We start from the raw sequence: 19,921 nt of genomic DNA on the forward strand, positions 1-19,921 counted from the left end.
CGGATCAGTCCCGGTGTCGGGAAACTGATAGCGACCTCAATGAATACCAAACGCTTCCCATGACCCAAGGATTCAAGATGCAGGACAACACCCTCTGGTGGCGCGGCGGCGTCATCTACCAGATCTATCCGCGCAGCTTCATGGACGCCAACGGCGACGGTATCGGCGACCTCAAGGGCATCAGCGACAAGCTCGACTACGTGGCGAGCCTCGGCGTCGACGGCATCTGGCTGTCGCCCTTCTTTACCTCGCCGATGCTCGACTTCGGCTACGACATCAGCGACTACCGCGACGTCGACCCGATGTTCGGCAGCCTGGACGACTTCAAGACGCTGCTCGCCAAGGCGCATGCTCTCGGTCTCAAGGTGATGATCGACCAGGTGATCAGCCACTCCTCGGACCAGCACCCCTGGTTCCAGGAGAGCCGCGCCGATCGTACCAACCCCAAGGCCGACTGGTACGTCTGGGCCGACCCCAAACCGGACGGCACCCCGCCCAACAACTGGCTGTCGATCTTCGGCGGCTCGGCATGGACCTTCGACCCGCGCCGCCGCCAGTACTATTTGCACAACTTCCTGAGCAGCCAGCCGGACCTCAACTTCCATCACCCGCAGGTGCGCCAGGCCAACCTCGACAATATGCGCTTCTGGCTGGCGCTAGGTGTCGACGGCTTCCGCCTGGACACCGTCAACTTCTACTTCCACGACGCCGCGCTGCGCGACAACCCGCCGGTACCGGCCGGCGAGGCCAAGACCCTGGGCGCGCCGGAGGCCAACCCCTACACCTGGCAGCGCCATGTCTATGACCTGAGCCGCCCGGAGAACCTCGACTTCCTGCGCGAGCTGCGCACCCTGATGGACGAGTTCCCCGGCACCACCACAGTGGGCGAGATCGGCGACGACCACCCCCTCGAGCGCATGGCCGAATACACCGCGGGCGGCGACAAGCTGCATATGGCCTACACCTTCGACCTGCTCAATGCTCCCCACTCGGCGGCCTATATCCGCCAGGTGATCGAGCGCTTCCAGCGCCTGGCCGGTGACGCCTGGCCCTGCTGGGCGCTCTCCAACCACGACGTGGTGAGGAGCGCGACCCGCTGGGGCGACGGCGAGGACCCCATCGCCTACCCCAAGGTGGCCCTGGCCGTGCTCTTCTCGCTGCGCGGCAGCGTCTGCCTCTACCAGGGCGAGGAGCTGGGCCTGCCCGAGGCCGAGGTGCCCTTCGAGCGCATCCAGGACCCCTACGGCAAGGTGCTGTGGCCGGAGTTCAAGGGCCGCGACGGCTGCCGTACGCCGATGCCCTGGGAGAACAGCGCAAGCGGCGGCTTCAGCGCCGCGGGCGTGACGCCCTGGCTGCCGGTGGAAACCCGCCAGCTGCCGCTGGCCGTCGCCGAGCAGCAGGACGACCCGGACTCGGTGCTCAGCGCCACGCGCCGCCTGCTCGCCCTGCGTGCCGCCCATGCGGCGCTGTTCGATGGCGATCTGGCACTGGTCGATGTGGGGCAAGCGCTGCTGGGCTTCATCCGCGAAAAGGGCAACGAACGTATCCTGTGTGTCTTCAACCTCACCGGCCAGGCCCGTGACGTGCAACTGCCGCTGGCGGTCGACAGCGCGCTGCAGGGCCACGGCTTTACCCATGAACTCGACGGCGAGACCCTGAACCTGCCGCCCTATCAGGCCGCCTGGTTCGTCCTCTGAGCCACACTCATAACAGCGACTCATAACAACCAGGCCGGCCTACGGCGAGCCCCTTCATCACCGGGCCGGCAAGGAGACACTCCATGGCAAGCGTCACCCTCGACAAGATCAACAAGGTCTTCGGCAGCACCCATATCATCAAGGATGTCGACCTGGAGATCGGCAACGGCGAGTTCGTGGTCTTCGTCGGCCCCTCCGGCTGTGGCAAGTCGACCCTGCTGCGACTGATCGCCGGGCTGGAGTCGATCAGCGGCGGCGAGCTCTGCATCGGCGACAGCGTGGTCAACGAGCTGCCGCCCCGCGAGCGCGGCGTGGGCATGGTCTTCCAATCCTATGCCCTCTACCCGCACATGACGGTCTTTGAAAACATGGCCTTCGGCCTCAAGCTGGCCAAGACCGCCAAGCAGACCGTGCACGATCGAGTGATGGCCACCGCCCGCATCCTGCAGCTCGAGGAGCTGCTCGAGCGCAAGCCCAAGGCGCTCTCCGGCGGCCAGCGCCAGCGCGTGGCCATGGGCCGCGCCATGGCCCGGGAGCCGCGCATCCTGCTGTTCGACGAGCCGCTCTCCAACCTGGATGCCTCGCTGCGCGTGCAGATGCGCAACGAGATCGCTCGGCTACACAAGCGACTCGGTTCTACCATGATCTATGTCACCCACGATCAGGTGGAGGCCATGACCCTGGCCGACAAGATCGTGGTGCTCAACGCCGGCCGTATCGAACAGGTCGGCAGCCCCCACGAGCTCTACCAGCGCCCGGCGACCCGATTCGTGGCCGGCTTCATCGGCTCGCCGACCATGAACTTTCTGCCCGCGGAGCTGGTGTCCGGCAGTGGCGACGGCTGCCGGGTGACCAGTGACGGCATCGGCGAGCTGGCGCTGCCCCAGGACACCGCCCACTGCACGGCCGGCGCGGCGCTGACATTGGGCGTGCGCCCTGAGCATCTGCGCCTGGCCGAGGCCAGCGGCGACAACGCCTTCGAGATCGTCAACGTCGAGTACCTCGGCAACGAAGTCTATGTCTACCTGGAGCCGAGGGCCGGCGATACCCTGCTGATCCATCGCAGCGAGGCGCCCAGCGCCTGGCGGGTTGGCCAGCAGGTGGCGCTGGCGCCCGACCCCGAACACGTGCACCTGTTCGCTGGCGACGGCCGAGCGCTTGGGCTGGCCCAGTCGCGGGCCGCCGCCTAGCAGCGGGCAACACCTCGCCTGCCGGCTCGCTTGCCGCAGTATTCACGGCGGCAAGGGGCCGGTATTCTGTTGCCTGAATACTTAGCAGGGAAAGCACCGTGTCCACATCGCCACGCCGTATCACGCTGAAAGACCTGGCGCGCGAGCTTGGCGTCTCCACCGCCACGATCTCCAACGCCTTCAATCGCCCCGACCAGCTGTCGCCGGCGCTGCGCGAGCGAATTCTCGGCGAGGCCAAGCGCCTCGGTTACACCGGGCCGGACGCCAAGGCGCGCAGCCTGCGCACCGGCCGCTCGCGGATCATCGCCGTGGTGCTCGCCGAGAGCCTCACCTACAGCCTCAACGACGCCGTGGCCAGCGAGTTCCTGTCGGGTGTCGCCGAAATTCTCGATGCCCACGGCCACACCCTGCTGCTGCTGCCCGGCCGCGAGCACGCCTCCCAGGCGCCGGGCTCGGCGAACATCGCCGACGGCTTCATCGTCTACGGCCTGATGCCGACCCTGGCCCTGCTCGGCGACCTGCCGGCCCAGCGCCCGCTGGTGGCGGTGGACTTCGATATCGAAGGGCGACCGGCGGTGCACGTCGACAACCAGGCGGCGTGTCGCGCCATCGCCCGCCACGCCCTGGCCGCACCGCCCCAGCGCCCGGCGGTGATCAATCTGCGCCTCACCGCCGAGCCCTGCAACGGCCGGATCAGCGCGGCGCATACCCTGCTGCCGGGCAATCGCACCATCACCCGCTCGCGGCTCGACGGCTTTTACCAGGCGTTGGAGGAGCAGGGCTTTGCGCGCCAGGCCGTTCCGCTGTGGAATATCGAGGAGAACACCTTCGAGGTCTGCTCGCCGGTGATCGAAGAGATCCTCGACCTGCCCGACGCCGAACGCCCCGACCTGCTACTGTGCATGTCCGACCGCATCGCCCTGACCGCCCTGACCCTGGCCGAGCAGCGTGGCCTGCGGGTCCCCGAGGACCTGCGCCTGGTCGGCTTCGACGGCATCGCCGAGGGCCAGTACCGCGCACCGCGGCTGACCACGGTGCGCCAGGACAGCGTCGAGAAGGGACGCATTGCCGCGCAGATGATCCTCGGCCTGGCCCCCCCCGAGCAGCGCCTGCTGACCACCCAGCTGTTGATCGGTGAAAGCTGCCCGTAAGCGCGAGACGAGAGCAGCGTTGGCATCCGCGGTTGCCATCGCTTGCACCTTGCTTGCACAGTTCATGACCAATAGCTGCATCCGCCACGGCGATGCTGTGTGCTGCCTTTCCCTCGTCACGAGCCGCCCATGCCCGTCACCTCGGTACGCCCCGCCTCGCCCCTCAGCCCCCGCGCCTGTCAGCGGGGGCGCGTCCGCCTGGGGGCGGTCGCCGCGCTGCTGGTGCTGGCGTTGGGCCTGGCCGTGGCCTATTGGCTGATCAGCCAGCCGCCGCGGGTCGAGCGGCGCCCGCCTCCCGAGGTGCCGCCGCCAGTGGTCGACGTGATCGAGGCCATCCGCGGCCCCGCGGCCCCGCAGATCCACGGCTACGGCCGGGTCCAGGCCGAGCGCGAGACGTTGCTTTCGAGCCGCGTCGCCGGCCGCCTCGAGGCCTTCGCGCCCGGAGTGATCCCGGGCCGGGTGGTAGAGGCCGGCGAGCCGCTGCTGAACATCGACGACCGCGACTATCGCCTGGCGCTGCGCGCCGCCGAGGCCGACCTGGCCAGGGCCCAGGCCGAGCTCGCCAGCGAGCGCGGCGAACAGCTGCGCGCGCAGAGCGAGTACCAGTCGTTCGGCCGCGAGCTGCCCGCCGAGCGCCGCGCCCTGGTGCTGCGCGAGCCGCAGCTGCGCGCCGCCGAGGCCGGCGTAGCCGCGGCCCAAGTGGCCGTCGAGCAGGCCGGGCTGGACCTTGCACGCACCCAGTTGACCAGCCCCTACCGCGCCATGATCCAGCAGCGCCTGGTGGGCAGCGGCAGCGAGATCAGCGCCGGCACCGAGCTGCTGCACCTGGTCGACGTGGCGCACTTCTGGGTCCAGCTCTCGCTGCCCGGCGAGGCGCTTGCGTGGATCGATGCCGGACAGGCCAATGGCGGCGGCGCCGAGGTCCATCTGACCAGCCGTGGCTGGCCGGCGGGAGCCGAGCGCCACGGGCGGATACTCTCGGTGCTGCCGGCACTCGACGAGGGCGGCCTGCAGACCCAACTGCTGGTGCAGGTCGACGACCCGCTGGCACTGGATAGCGATGGCCCGGCGCTGCGCCTCGGCGACCTGCTGCGCGCCGAGGTCATCGCCAGCCCCCGCGACGACCTGTTCGCACTGCCGGCCCAGGCGCTCAGGCCCGGCGACGAGGTGTGGCGTCTCGACGATGAGGATCGCCTGCGCCGCGCGCGGGTCGAGGTACTGCACCGCGGCGAGGACCAGGTGCTGATCAGCGCCGGGCTCGAGGCCGGCGAGCGCATCGTGGTCTCCAACCTCGGCCAGCCACGCGACGGCATGCGCCTGCGACCGCGCACCCTGGGCAGCACCGAGCTTGCGGCGCTGCTCGATAGTGCGGCGGAGGACGAGTCATGATGCGGCGCGGCCCGATCGCCTGGATGGTCCACCACGGCGTGGCCCCTAACCTGCTGATGCTGCTGCTGATCGTCGGCGGCCTGATGGCCTCGCTGACGATCAAGAAGGAGGTATTTCCCGACTTCGATATCGAGGTGGTACAGATCTCGGTCAGCTACCCCGGGGCGACCCCGGAAGAGGTCGAGCAGAGCATCCTGCTGCCGATAGAAGCCGAGCTTGCCGACATCGAGGGCATCGACGAGGTCACCGCCACCGCCAGTGAGGGCAGCGCCAGCCTGCGCGCCACCCTGATCGACGGCGTCGAGGTGATGCGCGTCTATCAGGACATCCAGCAGGCGGTGAACGCCATCACGACCCTGCCTGCCGCCGCCGACCCGCCGCGCATCAACCTGGCCGGGCGCTCGCGCAGCGTGCTGCGCCTGCAGGTACACGGCAACGTCAGCGACCGCGCCCTGCACGACGCCGCCGAGGAGATACGCGCCGAGCTGATCGCCAGCCGCGGCATCGCCAAGGCCGAGCTGTCGGGCAACCGCGAGCGCGAAATCCAGGTGTGGCTCGACGACCAGGCCATGCGGCGCTTCGACATGACCCACGGCCAGCTCGCCGCACGCATCGGCGACGAGGCCCTCGACCTGGCCGGCGGGCGGCTCTCCACCCAGGAGGGCGAGTGGCTGATCCGCTACCAGGGCCGCCGCGACGACGCCCTGGCGTTCGCCGAGCTGCCGGTGGGTAGCACCGCCAACGGCGGCATCATTCGCCTCGGCGATGTCGCCGAGGTCCGCGACGGCTTCGCCGAGAGCGACCGCGAGGTGCAGTACAACGGCCAGCCGGGCCTGACCATCGACGTCTACCAGATCGGCGACCAGACCCCGCTGGGCATCTCCGAGGCGGTTCACGCCGAGCTCGACCGGCTGATCGCCAACCTCCCCGAAGGCGTCACCCTGAGCGTCGCCCGCGACAGTTCCGAGATCTACCGCGATCGCCTCGACCTGCTGCTCAAGAACGCCTGGCTGGGCCTGGCGCTGGTGATGGTGATGATGGCGCTGTTCCTCGAGGCGCGGCTGGCCTTCTGGGTCACCCTGGGCATCCCCACCGCCTTCCTCGGCGCCATGCTGTTTCTGCCGTGGATCGGCGTGTCGATCAACATGATGTCGATGTTCGCCTTCATCATTGCACTGGGTATCGTGGTCGACGACGCGATCATGGTCGGCGAGAACATCTACAGCTACCGCGAACAGGGCCACTCGCTGCGCGAGGCGGCGGTGCGCGGCGCCCGCGAACTGGCCACGCCGATCACCTTCGCCATCCTCTCCAATATCGTCGCCTTCCTGCCGCTGCTGTTCCTGCCCGGTTTCCTGGGCATGATCTTCGCCATGGTGCCGCTGGTGGTGATCACAGTGTTCGTGATGTCGCTGGTGGAGGCGCTGTTCATCCTGCCCGCCCACCTCGCCCACGGCACCAGCCGACGCCCCACGCCGCGCTGGCAGCGCCCGCTGGAGCGCGTCAGACGCAGCATGCAAGGCGGCCTGACACGCTTCACCGAACAGCGCTTCGCGCCGCTGCTGCAGCGTGCCCTCGACCAGCGTGCGCTGACCATCAGCCTGGCGGTGGCGGTACTGGCGGTGGCGCTGGCCTACGCCATGAGCGGGCGGCTGGGTTTCTCGCTGATGCCGCGGGTCGAGTCGGATCAGGTCCAGGCCAGCGTGACCCTGCCGGTGGGCAGCCCGATGGCCGACGACCGGCGTGTCCGCGACCAGCTGCTGGAGGCCGCCGAGCGCCTCGCCGAGCGCGACGACGGGCCGCACTTCACCGGCACCCGTACACGCCTCGACGGCGATAGCCTCGAGGTCCTGCTGCAGCTCGATCCGGCCAGCCTCGACGCCTGGCCGCCGTCGCGGGTGGCCCGCGAGTGGCGCGAGCTGAGCGGCGAGCTGACCAACGTCCAGGCCGTGCGCTTCGAGTCCGACGTCGGCGGCCCGGGCCGTGGGGCGGGGCTGACGCTGCGCCTCTCCCACCCCGACAGCAACGTGCTCGAGGCGGCTTCCCTGCGGCTCGCCGATGAACTCACCCAATTCGGCGGCCTCACCGATATCGACAGTGGCCTCGGCGACGGCCTGCCGCAGCTCGAGGTGCGGCTCTCCGCCGAGGGGCGCGCCCTGGGCCTCAGCGGCAGCGACCTGGCCGCCCAGCTGCGCGGGCCGCTGCAGGGCGTTACCGCCGTCGAGCAGCACGCCGGGCGCACCTCGGTGAGCGTCGAGGTGCGCCTGCCGCCGCAGGCCCGCGACAGCTTGAGCGAGCTCTATCAGCTGCCGATTCGCACCGCAGAGGGCGTCGAGGTACCGCTGGCCCGGGTCGCCGATATCGACATCGGCCGCGCCTCCACCACCCTGCGCCGCACCGACGGCCGCCGCGACATCACCGTCACCGCCGACCTCGACGGCGACGCCCAGGTCAACCAGGTACTGGCGACCCTGCAGGAGCAGGTATTCCCCGGGGTCGAGGCCGCCTATCCGGGCCTCGAGATCGGCCTCGGCGGCCGCCAGCAGGACACCGCCGACAACCTGGCCACGCTGAGGACCGCCATGTGGCTGACCCTGGCGGCGATCTACTGCCTGCTGGCGATCCCCTTCCGCAGCTACCTGCAGCCGCTGCTGGTGATGGCGGCGATCCCGTTCGGGGTGATCGGCGCAGTGGGCGGCCACCTGATCATGGGCTTCGGACTCTCCATCGTCAGCCTGCTGGGGATGCTGGCGCTGTCCGGGGTGGTGATCAACGATGCGCTGGTGCTGATCGACTACGCCAACCGCCGTCGCCGCGAGGGCATGGCCGCCCGCGAGGCGATCGTCGCCGCCGCCACGCGCCGCCTGCGGCCGATCATGATGACTACCATGACCACCTTCCTGGGGCTGGCGCCGATGATCTTCGAGACCTCGCGCCAGGCACGCTTCATGATCCCCATGGCCATTTCGCTGGGCTTCGGCATGCTGTTCGCTACCCTGATCCTGCTGATCCTGGTGCCGGTGCTCTATCTGAGCCTCGAGCGACTGCGCGAACGTCTGACACCGCACGCCGCGCCACGCCCACAGGAGGCCCGCTGATGCCCGCCTATTCGTTCCCTCGCCGCCCGGTGGTATCGCGCCTCGGCGTCAAGCTGTTCGTGATCATCCTGGCGGTCAACGTGCTGATTGCCGGGCTGGTGTTCCTGGCCGTGTCGCGTAGCATCGACCGCGGCTTCATCGACTACCTGGAGACCACCCAGACCACCCGTGCCGAGACCCTGGCCGAAGGCCTCGCCGAGGAGTGGCAGCGGCGCGGCGACTGGCAGTGGCTGCGCGACGACATGAGCGCCTGGCAGCGCCTGGTACGCCGCCAGCTGTGGCCCGGCGACGGCCCGCCCCCCCAGGGCATCGACCGGCGCCTGGGCGATCCCGGCGACTTCGTGCTGCATGACGCCAACGGCCTGCCGGTCATCGGGCTGCGTCCCGACGACGACGACGCCGCCGGCGGCTCCGAACTGCACTGGCTGCCGATCATCAGTCAGGGCGAGCAGGTCGGGGCTCTCGGCTATCGCCCTCCCCAGCAGCTGATGGCGCGCATGGACCGCATCTTCCTGTCACGACAGCAGCGCAACCTGGGCATCATAGTCGCCTCGCTGGCACTCGCTTCGCTGCTGCTGGCCGGCGGGCTGTCGTGGTGGCTGGGCGGGCGCACCGGGCATATGGCGCTGGCCACCCGGCGCCTCACCGAGGGCGACTACGACATCCGCCTGCCGGAGCACGGCGGCGATGAGCTGTCGCGACTCTCCCACGACTTCAACGTGCTGGCGGCAACGCTCGAGGCCAACCGCGAGGCGCGCCAGCGCTGGGTATCCGACATCGCCCACGAGCTTCGCACGCCGCTGGCGGTGCTGCGCGGCGAGATCGAAGCCATGCAGGACGGTATCCGCCCGATGAACGAGGATAACCTCGGCTCGCTGGCCCAGGAGGTCGGCCAGCTCGAACGCCTGGTCGCCGACCTGCGGCTGCTGGCCCAGAGCGACGCCGGCGTGCTCGACGTCTCGCTGGCGCCCCTCGATCTGGCCGAAACCCTGGCCGCGCGCCTCGAGGAGCGCCGCGGCTGGCTGGCCGACCAGGGCCTCGAGCTAGAGGTGCATATCACCGACCAGGCGCCGATCCGCGGCGACCTGCAGCGCTTGCGCCAGCTGTGGCACAACCTGCTCGACAACACCTGCGCCTATACCCAGGCCCCCGGCCGCCTCAGCGTCAGCCTGACCTGCGATACGCAGGTCGTGCGCATCGTCTGGGAAGATACCGCCCCGGGCGTACCCGAGCAGGAGCTCGACCGTCTCACCGAGCGTCTCTACCGGGTCGAGGGCTCGCGCAACCGCGCCAGCGGCGGCAGTGGACTGGGACTGTCGATTGCCACCGCCCTGGTCACCGCCCACGGTGGCAGCATGCGGGCCTCGAATTCCCCCCTCGGCGGGTTATGCTGGACCCTCGAATTTCCACTGCTCAGGGAGAACGTGCATGAGCGCCACGCCTAACGAAACCGTGCTGATCGTCGAGGACGAGCCCAAGATCGCCAGCTTGGTGGCCGACTACCTCCGCGGCAGCGGCTTCGCCTCGCACCACCTCGACCACGGCGACAGCGTGGTGCCGTGGCTCGAGCAGCAGCAGCCCGACCTGGTGCTGCTCGACCTGATGCTGCCGGGTACCGACGGCCTGACCCTGTGCCGCCAGCTGCGCGAGCGCTGGCCGCGGCTGCCGGTGATCATGCTCACCGCGCGGGTCGAGGAGGTCGACCGCCTGCTGGGCCTGGAACTCGGCGCCGACGACTATATCTGCAAGCCGTTCAGCCCCCGTGAGGTGGTGGCACGGATCAAGGCGGTGCTGCGCCGCAGCCGCGCTGCCGAGGCACCGGCGAGCGCCGACAGCGCCGCGCTGGTTCTCGACGACGACGGCTGGCGGGCGCTGGCCGACGGCCACGACCTGGGGCTCACCGCCGTCGAGTTCCAGCTGCTCAAGGTGCTGATGAACGCGCCGGGACGGATCTTCTCCCGCGACCAGCTGATGGACCACATGTACCGCGACCATCGCATCGTCTCCGAGCGCACCGTCGACAGCCACATCAAGAAGCTGCGCAAGAAGATCAGCGACGTGTGGCCGGAGCGCGAGATCATCCGTTCGGTCTACGGCGTCGGCTACAAGTACCAGCCGGAGGAGTGAGACGCTGTTGCGCGATGGTTGCACCCTTGCTGCAACCTGATTGCACCACCGCAGCCGAGAGTGTCAGCGTCACCCTAAGGAACCAGGAGTCCAGCATGATTCGAATGACCGTACGCAAGACCCTGATGCCGGCGCTGCTGGCGCTGGCCATCGCGCCGCTGTCGCTGGCCGTCAGCGCCGCCGACCACGGCGACGCTAGCGCCAAGGGCGAGCGCTATCAGCAGACGCATGCTGAGCATCGCCAGGCGATGCAGGAACGCCTTACCACGCTGGTCGACGGCTGGGAGCTCAGCGACGCCGAGCGCGAGGCGCTGACCGAGGTGCGTGAAAGCATGTACCGCGATATGCGCGAACTGCACGACCAGGACTTCGACTCTCGCGATGAGCGCCGCGAGGCCTACCGCGCCCTGCGCGACGAGCATCGTGCGGCGCTGGCAGAGATCCTCGACGAGCAGCAGCTCGAGGAGCTCAAGGCCGCCATGCAGTCCAAGCACCGCCACGGCAAGCGCGGCGACAAGCCCGAGCGCGACGCCTGACGGACGCGGCGCCGCTGACCCAGTCAGCGGCGCCGCGTTGCGCTATTACCTCCCCCCCCTGCGCCCGACATCCTTGTCGGGCGCTGTCGTCTATCAGCCGTACAGCACCCCCGGCAGCCAGAACACGATGCCCGGCACCATGTAGAGGATGAACATCGCCACGAACACCATCAGCAGGAACGGCGCGATACCGATGAAGATATCGTTGAGCTCGATCCCCTTGGGCGAGATGCCCTTGAGATAGAAGGCCGACATCGCCATCGGCGGGGTCAGGAACGAGGTCTGGATATTGAGCGCCACCAGCACCCCGAAGAACAGCGGATCGATGCCGAACATGTGCAGCAGCGGCAGGAAGATCGGCACGAAGATGATGATGATCTCGGTCCACTCCAGGGGCCAGCCCAGAATGAAGATCATCAGTTGGGCGAGCAGCAGGAACTGCAGCGGTGTCAGCGACATGCCGCTGATCCAGTGCTCGATCAGCGAGTGGCCGTCGAGCAGCGAGAACACCGACGAGAAGATCCACGAGCCGACGAACAGCCAGCACACCATGGCGCTGGTACGCGCGGTGAGGAACACCGCCTCGCGCAGCCGGGCGAAGGTCAACTGACGGTAGGCCGCGGCCAGCAGGATCGCCCCCAGTGCGCCGATACCGGCCGCCTCGTGGGGAGTGGCGAGGCCAAACAGGATCGCCCCCAGCACCGACATGATCAGCACGAACAGCGGCACGAAGGAGGTCAAAAGCCCCCAGTAGACCTTGCCCAGCGGCACATTCAACTGCTCGGCCGGCAGCTTCGGCGCCACCTTGGGGTTGATCATCGCGCGCCCCATCACGTAGAGGATGTAGAGCCCCGCCAGTAGCAGCCCGGGTATCAGCGCCGCGGCATAGAGGCGCACGACCGAGACCCCGGCCATGGCGCCATACAGGATCAACATGATGCTCGGTGGGATCAGGATCCCGAGGCAGCCCCCGGCGCAGATCACTCCGCTCGACATGCGCTTGTCGTAGCCGGCGTTGAGCATCGCTGGCAGCGCCAGCAACCCCATCAGGGTCACCACCGCACCGACGATGCCGGTGGCAGTGGCAAACAGCGCACAGGTGATCAGGCTGGCCACCGCCAACGAGGCCGGCATGCCGCGTGCCGCCAGTTGCAGGCTCGAGAACAGCCGGTCGAGAATATTGGCGCGCTCGACCATGTAGCCCATGAACAGGAACAGCGGCACGGCGATCAGCACGTCATTGGACATCACCCCGTAGGCGCGCTGCACCAGTAGCGAGAAGATGATGTCGCCGATGGCGAAATAACCGAAGGCGATGCCCATGGCGATCAGCGTGAAGGCGATGGGGAAGCCGAGCATGATCAGGATGACCAACATGCCCAGCATCATGATACCAATTTCCGGTTCGCTCATTGCCGATCCTCCGGAGGTGTCTGCTGAGCAGCAAGAATCTCATCCTGCTTGTTGATCGGAATGGCGATCTCTTCCACGTCGCCCAGGCGGCGCGGCCATTTACCGTGCTTGAGACACAGGATGCAGCGGCTGACCTCAGCCACGCCCTGCAGTGCCAGCAGCGCCGCACAGGCGGGGATCACGAACTTGTAGGGGTAGATCGGTGGCCCACCGGGGGTATAGGAGCTGTGCTCGTTCTGCCGATAGGAGAGCGCGAAGAAGTCCCAGCCGTAGAACAGCAGTGCCAGGATGCCGGGATAGAAGAAGATCACGTACAGGCCCAGGTCGAGCCCCGCCTGTACCCGTGTCGGAAAGTAGCGCGACACCACGTCGGCGCGCACATGGGCGTTATGCGCCAAGGCATAGGCGCCGGCCATCATGAACAGGGTGCCGTAGAGCATGTAGCTGGTGTCGTAGGCCCAGGTCGTGGGTGCGCCCATCACATAGCGCATGAAGACCTCGTAGCTGACCACGAAGGTCAGGATCAGGATGGCCCAGGCAAATACCTTGCCCATCCAGGTACTGATATGGTCGATGAAGAAGATGAAACGCATGACAACCTCTCACCATGGACGGCACTGCCGCATCGTGGGCAGTGCCATCAATCGACGTTCCCCGCTGCCTCCTGGCAGCGGGGGAATAAGCCTCGCGGGCCTAGAGGATGATCGAGGTGTCGGTGGGTTCCTTGCCGTAGAAGTGCCGGTAGGCGGGCCCCTTGGGCGTGGTGTGCTCGAGGTGGAAGCCGACGACGCGGTCGCAGTATTCGCGCTGATGCTCGACCACTCGGCGGAAGAAGTCGTCGTTGCCCGACTCGCGCTCGATCACCGTGTCCCAGGCGGCGAGCTGAGCCTCGAGCACCGAGTCGGGAGTGATATAGGTCTGTACTCCCTGCTCCTCGCGCATGGCGTTTAGGTCGCGCGGGTAGCGCTCCATGGCCTTCCAGTACATCTCCGACGAGGCGGCCTTGGCGGCATACTGCAGGATCGCCCGGAACTCCTCGGGCAGCTCGTCGTGCCGCTGCTTGTTGAGGATGATCTCGAAGGATTCGCAGTCCTGATGGTAGCTGCGCAGCATCCAGGTCTTGCTGACATCGGGGAAGCCCAGCAGACGATCCGACGAGGGGTTGTTGAACTCGGCGCCGTCGAGCAGGCCGCGGTCCATGGCCGGGACGATGTCGCCGCCGCCCATGATCGTCACCGCCGCACCGAACTCGTTCATCAGGTCGGCGGCCAGCCCCACCGTGCGGTACTTGAGGCCGCGCAGGTCGTCGGCGCCACTGATCGGCTCCTTGAACCAGCCCAGCGCCTGAGTCGGCATGGGCCCGGTGAGATAGCCCACCAGCGGCAGCTCCATCTGCTCGAGCAGTTCGTTGTAGAGCTCCATGCCACCACCGGTCCAGAACCATGCCAGGAACTGATGGGCATCCCAGCCGAACGGTGGCGGCGTGCCGAACAGCGAGAAGGCCTTGTGCTTGCCGTACCAGTAGGCCGACACCCCGTGGCCGCCGTCGAGGGCACCGGAGATCACCGCATCCTGCATCTGCAGGGCGCCTACCACCGCGCCGGCGGGCAGCAGGTTGAGGCGCAGGCGACCGCCGGACATCTCGTTGACAATGCGTACGTAGTCCGCCGCGAACTCGTGGAAGATGTCCTGGTTGGGCCAGGTACTCTGGAAGCGAAGCGTGGTGGTCTCGGCCACGGCGATACTGGGAAAGCCCACCGCGGCGGCGGCGCCGACGGCAGCCGCTGAACCGGTAAGGAAGCGACGGCGTGAGGCATTGGGTGGCGTGGCGGCAGATTCTAGAGACGGCGTGGTGCTGGCGACTTCCACGGCAGATGTGGAAGCGCTTCGAGGCGTATCGTGAGTCATTGGGTTCTCCAACGAGGCAGTTATCGTTATTTGGTTACCTACGCTGAACCGGGTCTCCTTCCCCAGAGGAGCGGCATGCGACCGATCGCGCGTCACCGGGGCATCCGGCACCCAACGCCTGACATATCACGATCAGTTACATCAGGTATAGCCGGGTAAAGAAGGATTGCAAGGCAGCGGCTCGCCTCTAGCGTTGAATTACAGTCAAGCATGCAGGTCCGTGACTGGGGGGTTGAAGGTACCTCTTGGGTCGGGTATTTTAATTGAACAATCAATCAATAAAAAATTCCATCTTGTCCCGGCGCCTGACTACGCTCAGCTAGCCAACGCCAATCTGCAGTGACTCGGCACGCTGCTGCCGAAAGCGTCTCGCCCCATGTCCCGATGCGTCACATCGCGGCCCAGCGCAGTGCGAGGCACCATATCAACAACGCTAAGGGAGTCTGCCCAATGGCGCATGACCAACATCCCCCCGAACGCCGGGATCGGCTCAACCCGGCCGTCTTTCACGGCTCGGTGGCCGGCATCCTGGTATTCCTGGTCATTACCATGACCTTCACCGAGCAGGCCGGCGAGTTCTTCGACGCCGGCCTGGCCTGGGTAAGCGCCACCTTCGGCTGGTACTACATGCTGGCGGTGGTCGCCTACCTGGTGTTCGTGGTGCTGATCGGCTGCTCGCGGTTCGGCAGCATCCGCCTCGGCCCCGATCACTCGCGGCCGGAGTTCTCGCTACTCTCCTGGTCGGCAATGCTGTTCGCCGCCGGCATCGGCATCGACCTGCTGTTCTTCAGCGTCGCCGAGCCGGTCGCCCACTACCTGGCGCCGCCCGATCTCGACCCCGAGAGCCAGGCGGCCATGCGCGCCGCCGTGGTACAGACCTTCATGCACTGGGGGCTGTCCGGCTGGGGGCTGTACGTGCTGATGGGCATGGCACTGGCCTATTTCAGCTATCGCCACCGCCTGCCGCTGGCGATCCGCAGCGCCCTCTACCCGCTGCTCGGCAAGCGCATCTACGGCCCCATCGGCCACGCCGTGGACATCACCGCGGTGATCTCCACGGTGTTCGGTATCGCCACCAGCCTCGGTATCGGGGTGATGCAGCTCAACTACGGCCTAACCTACATGTTTGGCGTGCCCGAGAGCCTCTCGGTGCAGGTGATCCTGATCGCGCTGGTGGTCATCATGGCGACCATCTCGGTGGTCAGCGGCGTCGAGAAGGGTATCCGCCGGCTCTCCGAATTCAACATGCTGCTGGCGCTGGCGCTGCTGCTGTTCGTGCTGTTCCAGGGCCACACCCTGCAGCTGCTCGACATGGTGGTCAACAACGCCGGCGACTATCTGTCCGGCTTTATCGCCAAGAGCTTCGACACCTACGCCTTCGCCGGCGAAGAGGCCCAGGAGTGGAAGATGTGGTGGACGATCTTCTTCTGGGGCTGGTGGATCGCCTGGACGCCGTTCGTTGGCCTGTTCCTGGCGCGCATCTCGCGCGGGCGTACCATCCGCGAGTTCGTGGCAGGCGCGCTGGGTATCCCGCTGGCGTTCATGATGGTGTGGATGTCGGTGTTCGGTAACAGCGGTATCGAGCTGGTCGCCAACCAGGGCGTCGCCGAACTCGGCGAACAGGCCCTGAGCACCCCGCAGACCACGCTCTACACCCTGCTCGAGTACTACCCTTGGGTGGGCCTGACCGCGGCGGTGGTGACCGTGCTCGGCATCGTCTTCTTCATCACCTCGGCGGACTCCGGGGCGCTGGTGCTAGCCAACTTCACCTCGATCCTCTCCGACGTCAACCACGACGCGCCGGTGACCCTGCGCATCTTCTGGTCGGCGGTGATCGGTCTGATCACCATCGCCCTGCTGATGGCCGGCGGGCTGGCGGCGCTGCAGAGCGCCGTGGTGATCACCGCCCTGCCGTTCTCGCTGGTGATCTTCGCGATCATGGCCGGCATGTATCGCGCGCTGCGCATGGAGGGCGACAAGGCCGATGCCCGCCGTCGCATCGCCGGCACCGCACCGGGCGGCGACTGGCGCGAGCGCCTCGACCGCGCGCTGGATACCTCCAACCGCGCCGGCGCCGCGGCGACCATCGAACACTCGATCCGTCCAGCGCTGACCCAGTTCGCCCAGGAGCTGGAGGGTCGCGGCCAGGTCGCCAACGTCAGCGAGGAGCAGGTCGAGGGCGAGCCGCTGCCGCGCCTGACCCTGCAGGTCGAGCTCGAGAACGCGCCGTTCTTCGTCTATCAGGTGTGCCCGCATCGCATGCGCACGCCGAGCTTCCTGCCGGTGGACGACGACTACTACGTGCGCCTCGACGTCTACCTCGCCGAAGGTGGCACCGGCCAGGACCTCAACGGCTACACCCGCGGCCAGGTGATCGGCGACGTGCTGGCCGAGTACGAGCGCCACCTGCACTTCCTGGCGCTGGCCGGTGAGAACGGCAGCGTCCCCGCCATGCCCGGGTCGGTGGGCGACTCGCCCTGATCCTCTCCCTGGCAGTCAAACCATGCGGCGACTCTTCGGAGTCGCCGCTTGCGTTAACGCCCAGGTGATCGCAGCGGCCCCAAGCGACGGGCACCGGTGGCAGTTGCACCCCCGCGAGTAGCATGGAACACTGTTCGGCAACCCTATCTCACGGCCACTGGCCGATATTCGGATTATCGTGACGACACCCCTTATTTCAACATCGCGCCCCCTATGGCTGGCCCCGCTGGCGCTGAGCATTGCCCTTGCCAGCGGCTCACTGCTGGCCGATAACGGCAGCGACTGGCCTCAGGGCCACTACCCGCTGCCCGAAGACGGCAATATCATCGGCGAGCGCTACACCGTCGAGGTCGAGGGCGACGAGACCCTGCTCGATATCGCCCGCGCCCACAACGTCGGCTATGAAGAGATTCGCGCCGCCAACCCGGAGGTCAGCATCTGGATTCCCGGCGACGGCACCGAGGTGGTGATTCCGGCCAAGCACATCCTGCCCGACGCCCCCCGCGAGGGGCTGGTGGTGAATCTGGCCGAGCTGCGGCTCTACTACTTTCCGCCCACCGGCAACGGCGAGACGCCGCGGGTCGAGACCTACCCCATCGGCATCGGCCGCGAGGGCTTCAATACGCCGCTGGGCACCACCGAGACCACCATGCGCCTCGAGGACCCGGCCTGGTACCCGCCGCGCTCGATGCGCGAAGAGGCCGCCGAGCGCGGTGAGCCCGCACCGGCGGTGGTCCCGCCCGGGCCCGACAACCCGCTGGGCCGCCACGCCATCCTGCTGGATATTCCCGGCTACCTGATCCACGGCACCAACATGCCCGACGGCATCGGCATGCGCGCTAGCCGTGGCTGTATCCGCATGTACCCGGAGGACATCGAACACCTCTATCGCAATATCCCCAACGGCACCGCGGTCAATATCATCGACGACCACTTCAAGGTCGGCTGGGAGGAGGACACGCTCTACGTCCAGGCCTTCGCCCCCGCCGAGCAGCGCGAGGATGCCCTGACCCACCTGCTCGATCCCTTCGACCGCCTGCATCAGGCGCTCGGCGACGATCTCCCGGACATCGACTACGGTCAGCTACGCGAGATCATGGAGACCGCCAACGGCGAGCTGGTGGCGGTCTATCCCCCGCCGGAACCGGTCGAGGAGGAGCCAGAGGTGCCGGAGCCCGGCGGTATCTATCGCTATGTCCTGGATGCCCCGGGCGGCATGTACCAGGAGCTGGTGGCCGGCTAAGCCGGCGGCTTGCAGTGTCCAGCAACGCCAAGGGCGCGACCTAAGTCGCGCCCTTGCTGGTTGAAATACCCCGGCGTGGGCCGGGGCGGCAGGCTCAGAAGAAGCCGAGCGGGTTGATGTCGTAGCTGACCAGCAGGTTCTTGGTCTGCTGGTAGTGCTCCAGGGCCATCTTGTGGTTCTCGCGGCCAATCCCGGACTTCTTGTAGCCGCCGAAGGCGGCGTGGGCCGGATACTGATGGTAGCAGTTGGTCCACACACGACCGGCCTGGATGCCACGCCCCATGCGGAAGGCGACGTTGATATCGCGGGTCCACAGGCCGGCGCCAAGGCCGAACTCGGTGTCGTTGGCAATGGCCAGGGCTTCTTCCTGGTCCTTGAAGGTGGTCACTGCCACCACCGGACCGAAGATCTCCTCCTGGAAGACGCGCATCTTGTTGTGGCCCTTGAGCAGCGTCGGCTGGATATAGAAGCCGCTGTTGAGCGCATCGTCCATGGTCTCCTTACCCCCACCGGTGAGGAACTCGGCGCCCTCCTCGCGAGCGATGTCCATGTACGACATGATCTTGTCGAACTGCTCTTCGGAGGCCTGGGCGCCGACCTGCACATCGGTGTCGAGCGGATTGCCGCGCTTGATCGACAGGGTGCGCTCCATGACCTTGGCCATGAATTCGTCGTAGATGCTCTCCTGGATCAGCGCTCGCGACGGGCAGGTACAGACCTCGCCCTGGTTGAAGAAGGCTAGCACCAACCCTTCCGCCGCCTTGTCGATGAACTCCGGCTCGGCGTTCATGATGTCGGCGAAGTAGATATTCGGCGACTTGCCGCCCAGCTCCACGGTGGAGGGGATGATGTTCTCGGCGGCGCACTTGAGCACATGCCCGCCGACCGGCGTGGAGCCGGTGAAGGCGATCTTGGCGATACGCTTGCTGGTGGCCAGCGCCTGGCCCGCCTCGGCGCCGTAACCGTTGACGATGTTGACTACCCCCGGCGGCAGCAGGTCGCCTACCAGCTTCATCAGCTCGAGAATCGAGGCTGGGGTCTGCTCGGCGGGCTTGAGTACCACGCAGTTACCGGCGGCCAACGCCGGCGCCAGCTTCCAGGTGGCCATCAGGATCGGGAAATTCCAGGGAATGATCTGGCCCACCACGCCCAGCGGCTCGTGGAAGTGATAGGCGACGGTGTTGTTGTCGATGGCGCTTGACGTGTCTTCCTGGGCACGGATACAGCCGGCAAAGTAGCGGAAGTGATCGACGGCCAGGGGCAGGTCGGCATTGATTGTCTCGCGCACCGCCTTGCCGTTGTCCCAGGTTTCGGCCACGGCAAGCATCTCGATGTTCTGCTCGATGCGATCGGCGATCTTGAGCAGGATATTGGAGCGTTCAGTGGTCGAGGTCCTGCCCCAGGCAGGGGCGGCCTGATGGGCGGCATCCAGCGCCTTTTCGATATCCTCGGCGGTGGAGCGAGGGATCTGGCAGAACACCTCGCCGTTGACCGGGCTGACGTTGTCGAAATACTGGCCCTTCACCGGCGGTACGAACTCACCGCCAATATAGTTGCCGTAGCGCTCATCGTAGGTAATCACGGATCCGGGTTGACCGGGATTGGCATAGATCATGGCGTTGCTCCTGTCGGTTATCGCTATTGTCGTTATGGCTGATGCTCGCTTCAGTGTTGGACAGGCCGGCACT

General features: G+C 67.1%; 14 protein-coding genes. 10 read left to right on the forward strand and 4 right to left on the reverse strand.

The window, feature by feature from the left end; all coding sequences use genetic code 11:
* Positions 1–77 precede the first annotated feature (77 nt).
* From QC821_RS07290 to QC821_RS07325, 8 genes are all read left to right on the forward strand, one after another.
* On the forward strand, positions 78–1,697 hold the full coding sequence (locus QC821_RS07290) for an alpha-glucosidase family protein (protein WP_309718981.1): 1,620 nt from the start codon (positions 78–80) through the stop codon (positions 1,695–1,697).
* An 83-nt stretch (positions 1,698–1,780) separates the two neighbouring features.
* The gene (locus QC821_RS07295; protein WP_309718984.1) at positions 1,781–2,887 is read left to right on the forward strand and encodes an ABC transporter ATP-binding protein; all 1,107 of its coding nucleotides are present in this window, start codon (positions 1,781–1,783) and stop codon (positions 2,885–2,887) included.
* 98 nt (positions 2,888–2,985) lie between these two features.
* Positions 2,986–4,038 (forward strand): LacI family DNA-binding transcriptional regulator, encoded by a 1,053-nt coding sequence (locus tag QC821_RS07300; protein WP_309718987.1) that lies wholly within the window; start codon positions 2,986–2,988, stop codon positions 4,036–4,038.
* Between the two features lie 129 nt (positions 4,039–4,167).
* Complete coding sequence (locus tag QC821_RS07305) at positions 4,168–5,427, forward strand: efflux RND transporter periplasmic adaptor subunit (RefSeq protein ID WP_309718990.1); 1,260 nt, start codon at positions 4,168–4,170, stop codon at positions 5,425–5,427.
* Complete coding sequence (locus QC821_RS07310; protein WP_309718992.1) at positions 5,424–8,525, forward strand: efflux RND transporter permease subunit; 3,102 nt, start codon at positions 5,424–5,426, stop codon at positions 8,523–8,525. Before QC821_RS07305 ends, QC821_RS07310 begins: the two co-directional genes overlap by 4 nt.
* Entirely contained in the window at positions 8,525–9,970 is a 1,446-nt protein-coding gene (locus tag QC821_RS07315) for an ATP-binding protein (protein WP_309718996.1), read from the forward strand. Before QC821_RS07310 ends, QC821_RS07315 begins: the two co-directional genes overlap by 1 nt.
* Positions 9,954–10,652, forward strand: a complete 699-nt coding sequence (locus QC821_RS07320; RefSeq protein ID WP_309718999.1) for a response regulator — start codon at positions 9,954–9,956, stop codon at positions 10,650–10,652. Before QC821_RS07315 ends, QC821_RS07320 begins: the two co-directional genes overlap by 17 nt.
* 95 nt (positions 10,653–10,747) lie before the next feature.
* The gene (locus QC821_RS07325) at positions 10,748–11,188 is read left to right on the forward strand and encodes a hypothetical protein (protein ID WP_309719002.1); all 441 of its coding nucleotides are present in this window, start codon (positions 10,748–10,750) and stop codon (positions 11,186–11,188) included.
* A gap of 93 nt (positions 11,189–11,281) precedes the next feature.
* On the opposite strand, the gene QC821_RS07330 is transcribed toward QC821_RS07325, so the two are convergent.
* The 3 genes from QC821_RS07330 to QC821_RS07340 form a co-directional block, all read right to left on the reverse strand.
* Complete coding sequence (locus QC821_RS07330) at positions 11,282–12,601, reverse strand: TRAP transporter large permease (protein WP_309719005.1); 1,320 nt, start codon at positions 12,599–12,601, stop codon at positions 11,282–11,284.
* Positions 12,598–13,194 carry a TRAP transporter small permease subunit gene (locus QC821_RS07335; RefSeq protein ID WP_309719008.1) on the reverse strand — a complete coding sequence of 199 codons (597 nt, stop codon included), beginning with the start codon at positions 13,192–13,194 and terminating at the stop codon, positions 12,598–12,600. The genes QC821_RS07330 and QC821_RS07335 overlap by 4 nt, the downstream gene beginning before the upstream one ends.
* 100 nt (positions 13,195–13,294) lie before the next feature.
* The gene (locus tag QC821_RS07340) at positions 13,295–14,509 is read right to left on the reverse strand and encodes a TRAP transporter substrate-binding protein (RefSeq protein WP_309719011.1); all 1,215 of its coding nucleotides are present in this window, start codon (positions 14,507–14,509) and stop codon (positions 13,295–13,297) included.
* Between the two features lie 450 nt (positions 14,510–14,959).
* Here QC821_RS07340 and betT point away from each other — a divergent pair, with 450 nt between their 5' ends.
* A complete protein-coding gene (betT, locus tag QC821_RS07345; protein WP_309719014.1) occupies positions 14,960–16,990 on the forward strand; it encodes a choline BCCT transporter BetT in 2,031 nt (676 codons plus the stop codon).
* A 178-nt stretch (positions 16,991–17,168) separates the two neighbouring features.
* Positions 17,169–18,233 carry a L,D-transpeptidase family protein gene (locus tag QC821_RS07350; protein WP_309719018.1) on the forward strand — a complete coding sequence of 355 codons (1,065 nt, stop codon included), beginning with the start codon at positions 17,169–17,171 and terminating at the stop codon, positions 18,231–18,233.
* Positions 18,234–18,327: 94 nt separating this feature from the next.
* Here QC821_RS07350 and exaC read toward each other — a convergent pair whose 3' ends face one another.
* Positions 18,328–19,848, reverse strand: coding sequence for an acetaldehyde dehydrogenase ExaC (exaC, locus tag QC821_RS07355; RefSeq protein WP_309719021.1), 1,521 nt, complete (start codon positions 19,846–19,848; stop codon positions 18,328–18,330).
* Positions 19,849–19,921: the final 73 nt, after the last annotated feature.

It is taken from the genome of Franzmannia qiaohouensis, assembly GCF_031451695.1.
Taxonomy (GTDB): domain Bacteria; phylum Pseudomonadota; class Gammaproteobacteria; order Pseudomonadales; family Halomonadaceae; genus Franzmannia; species Franzmannia qiaohouensis.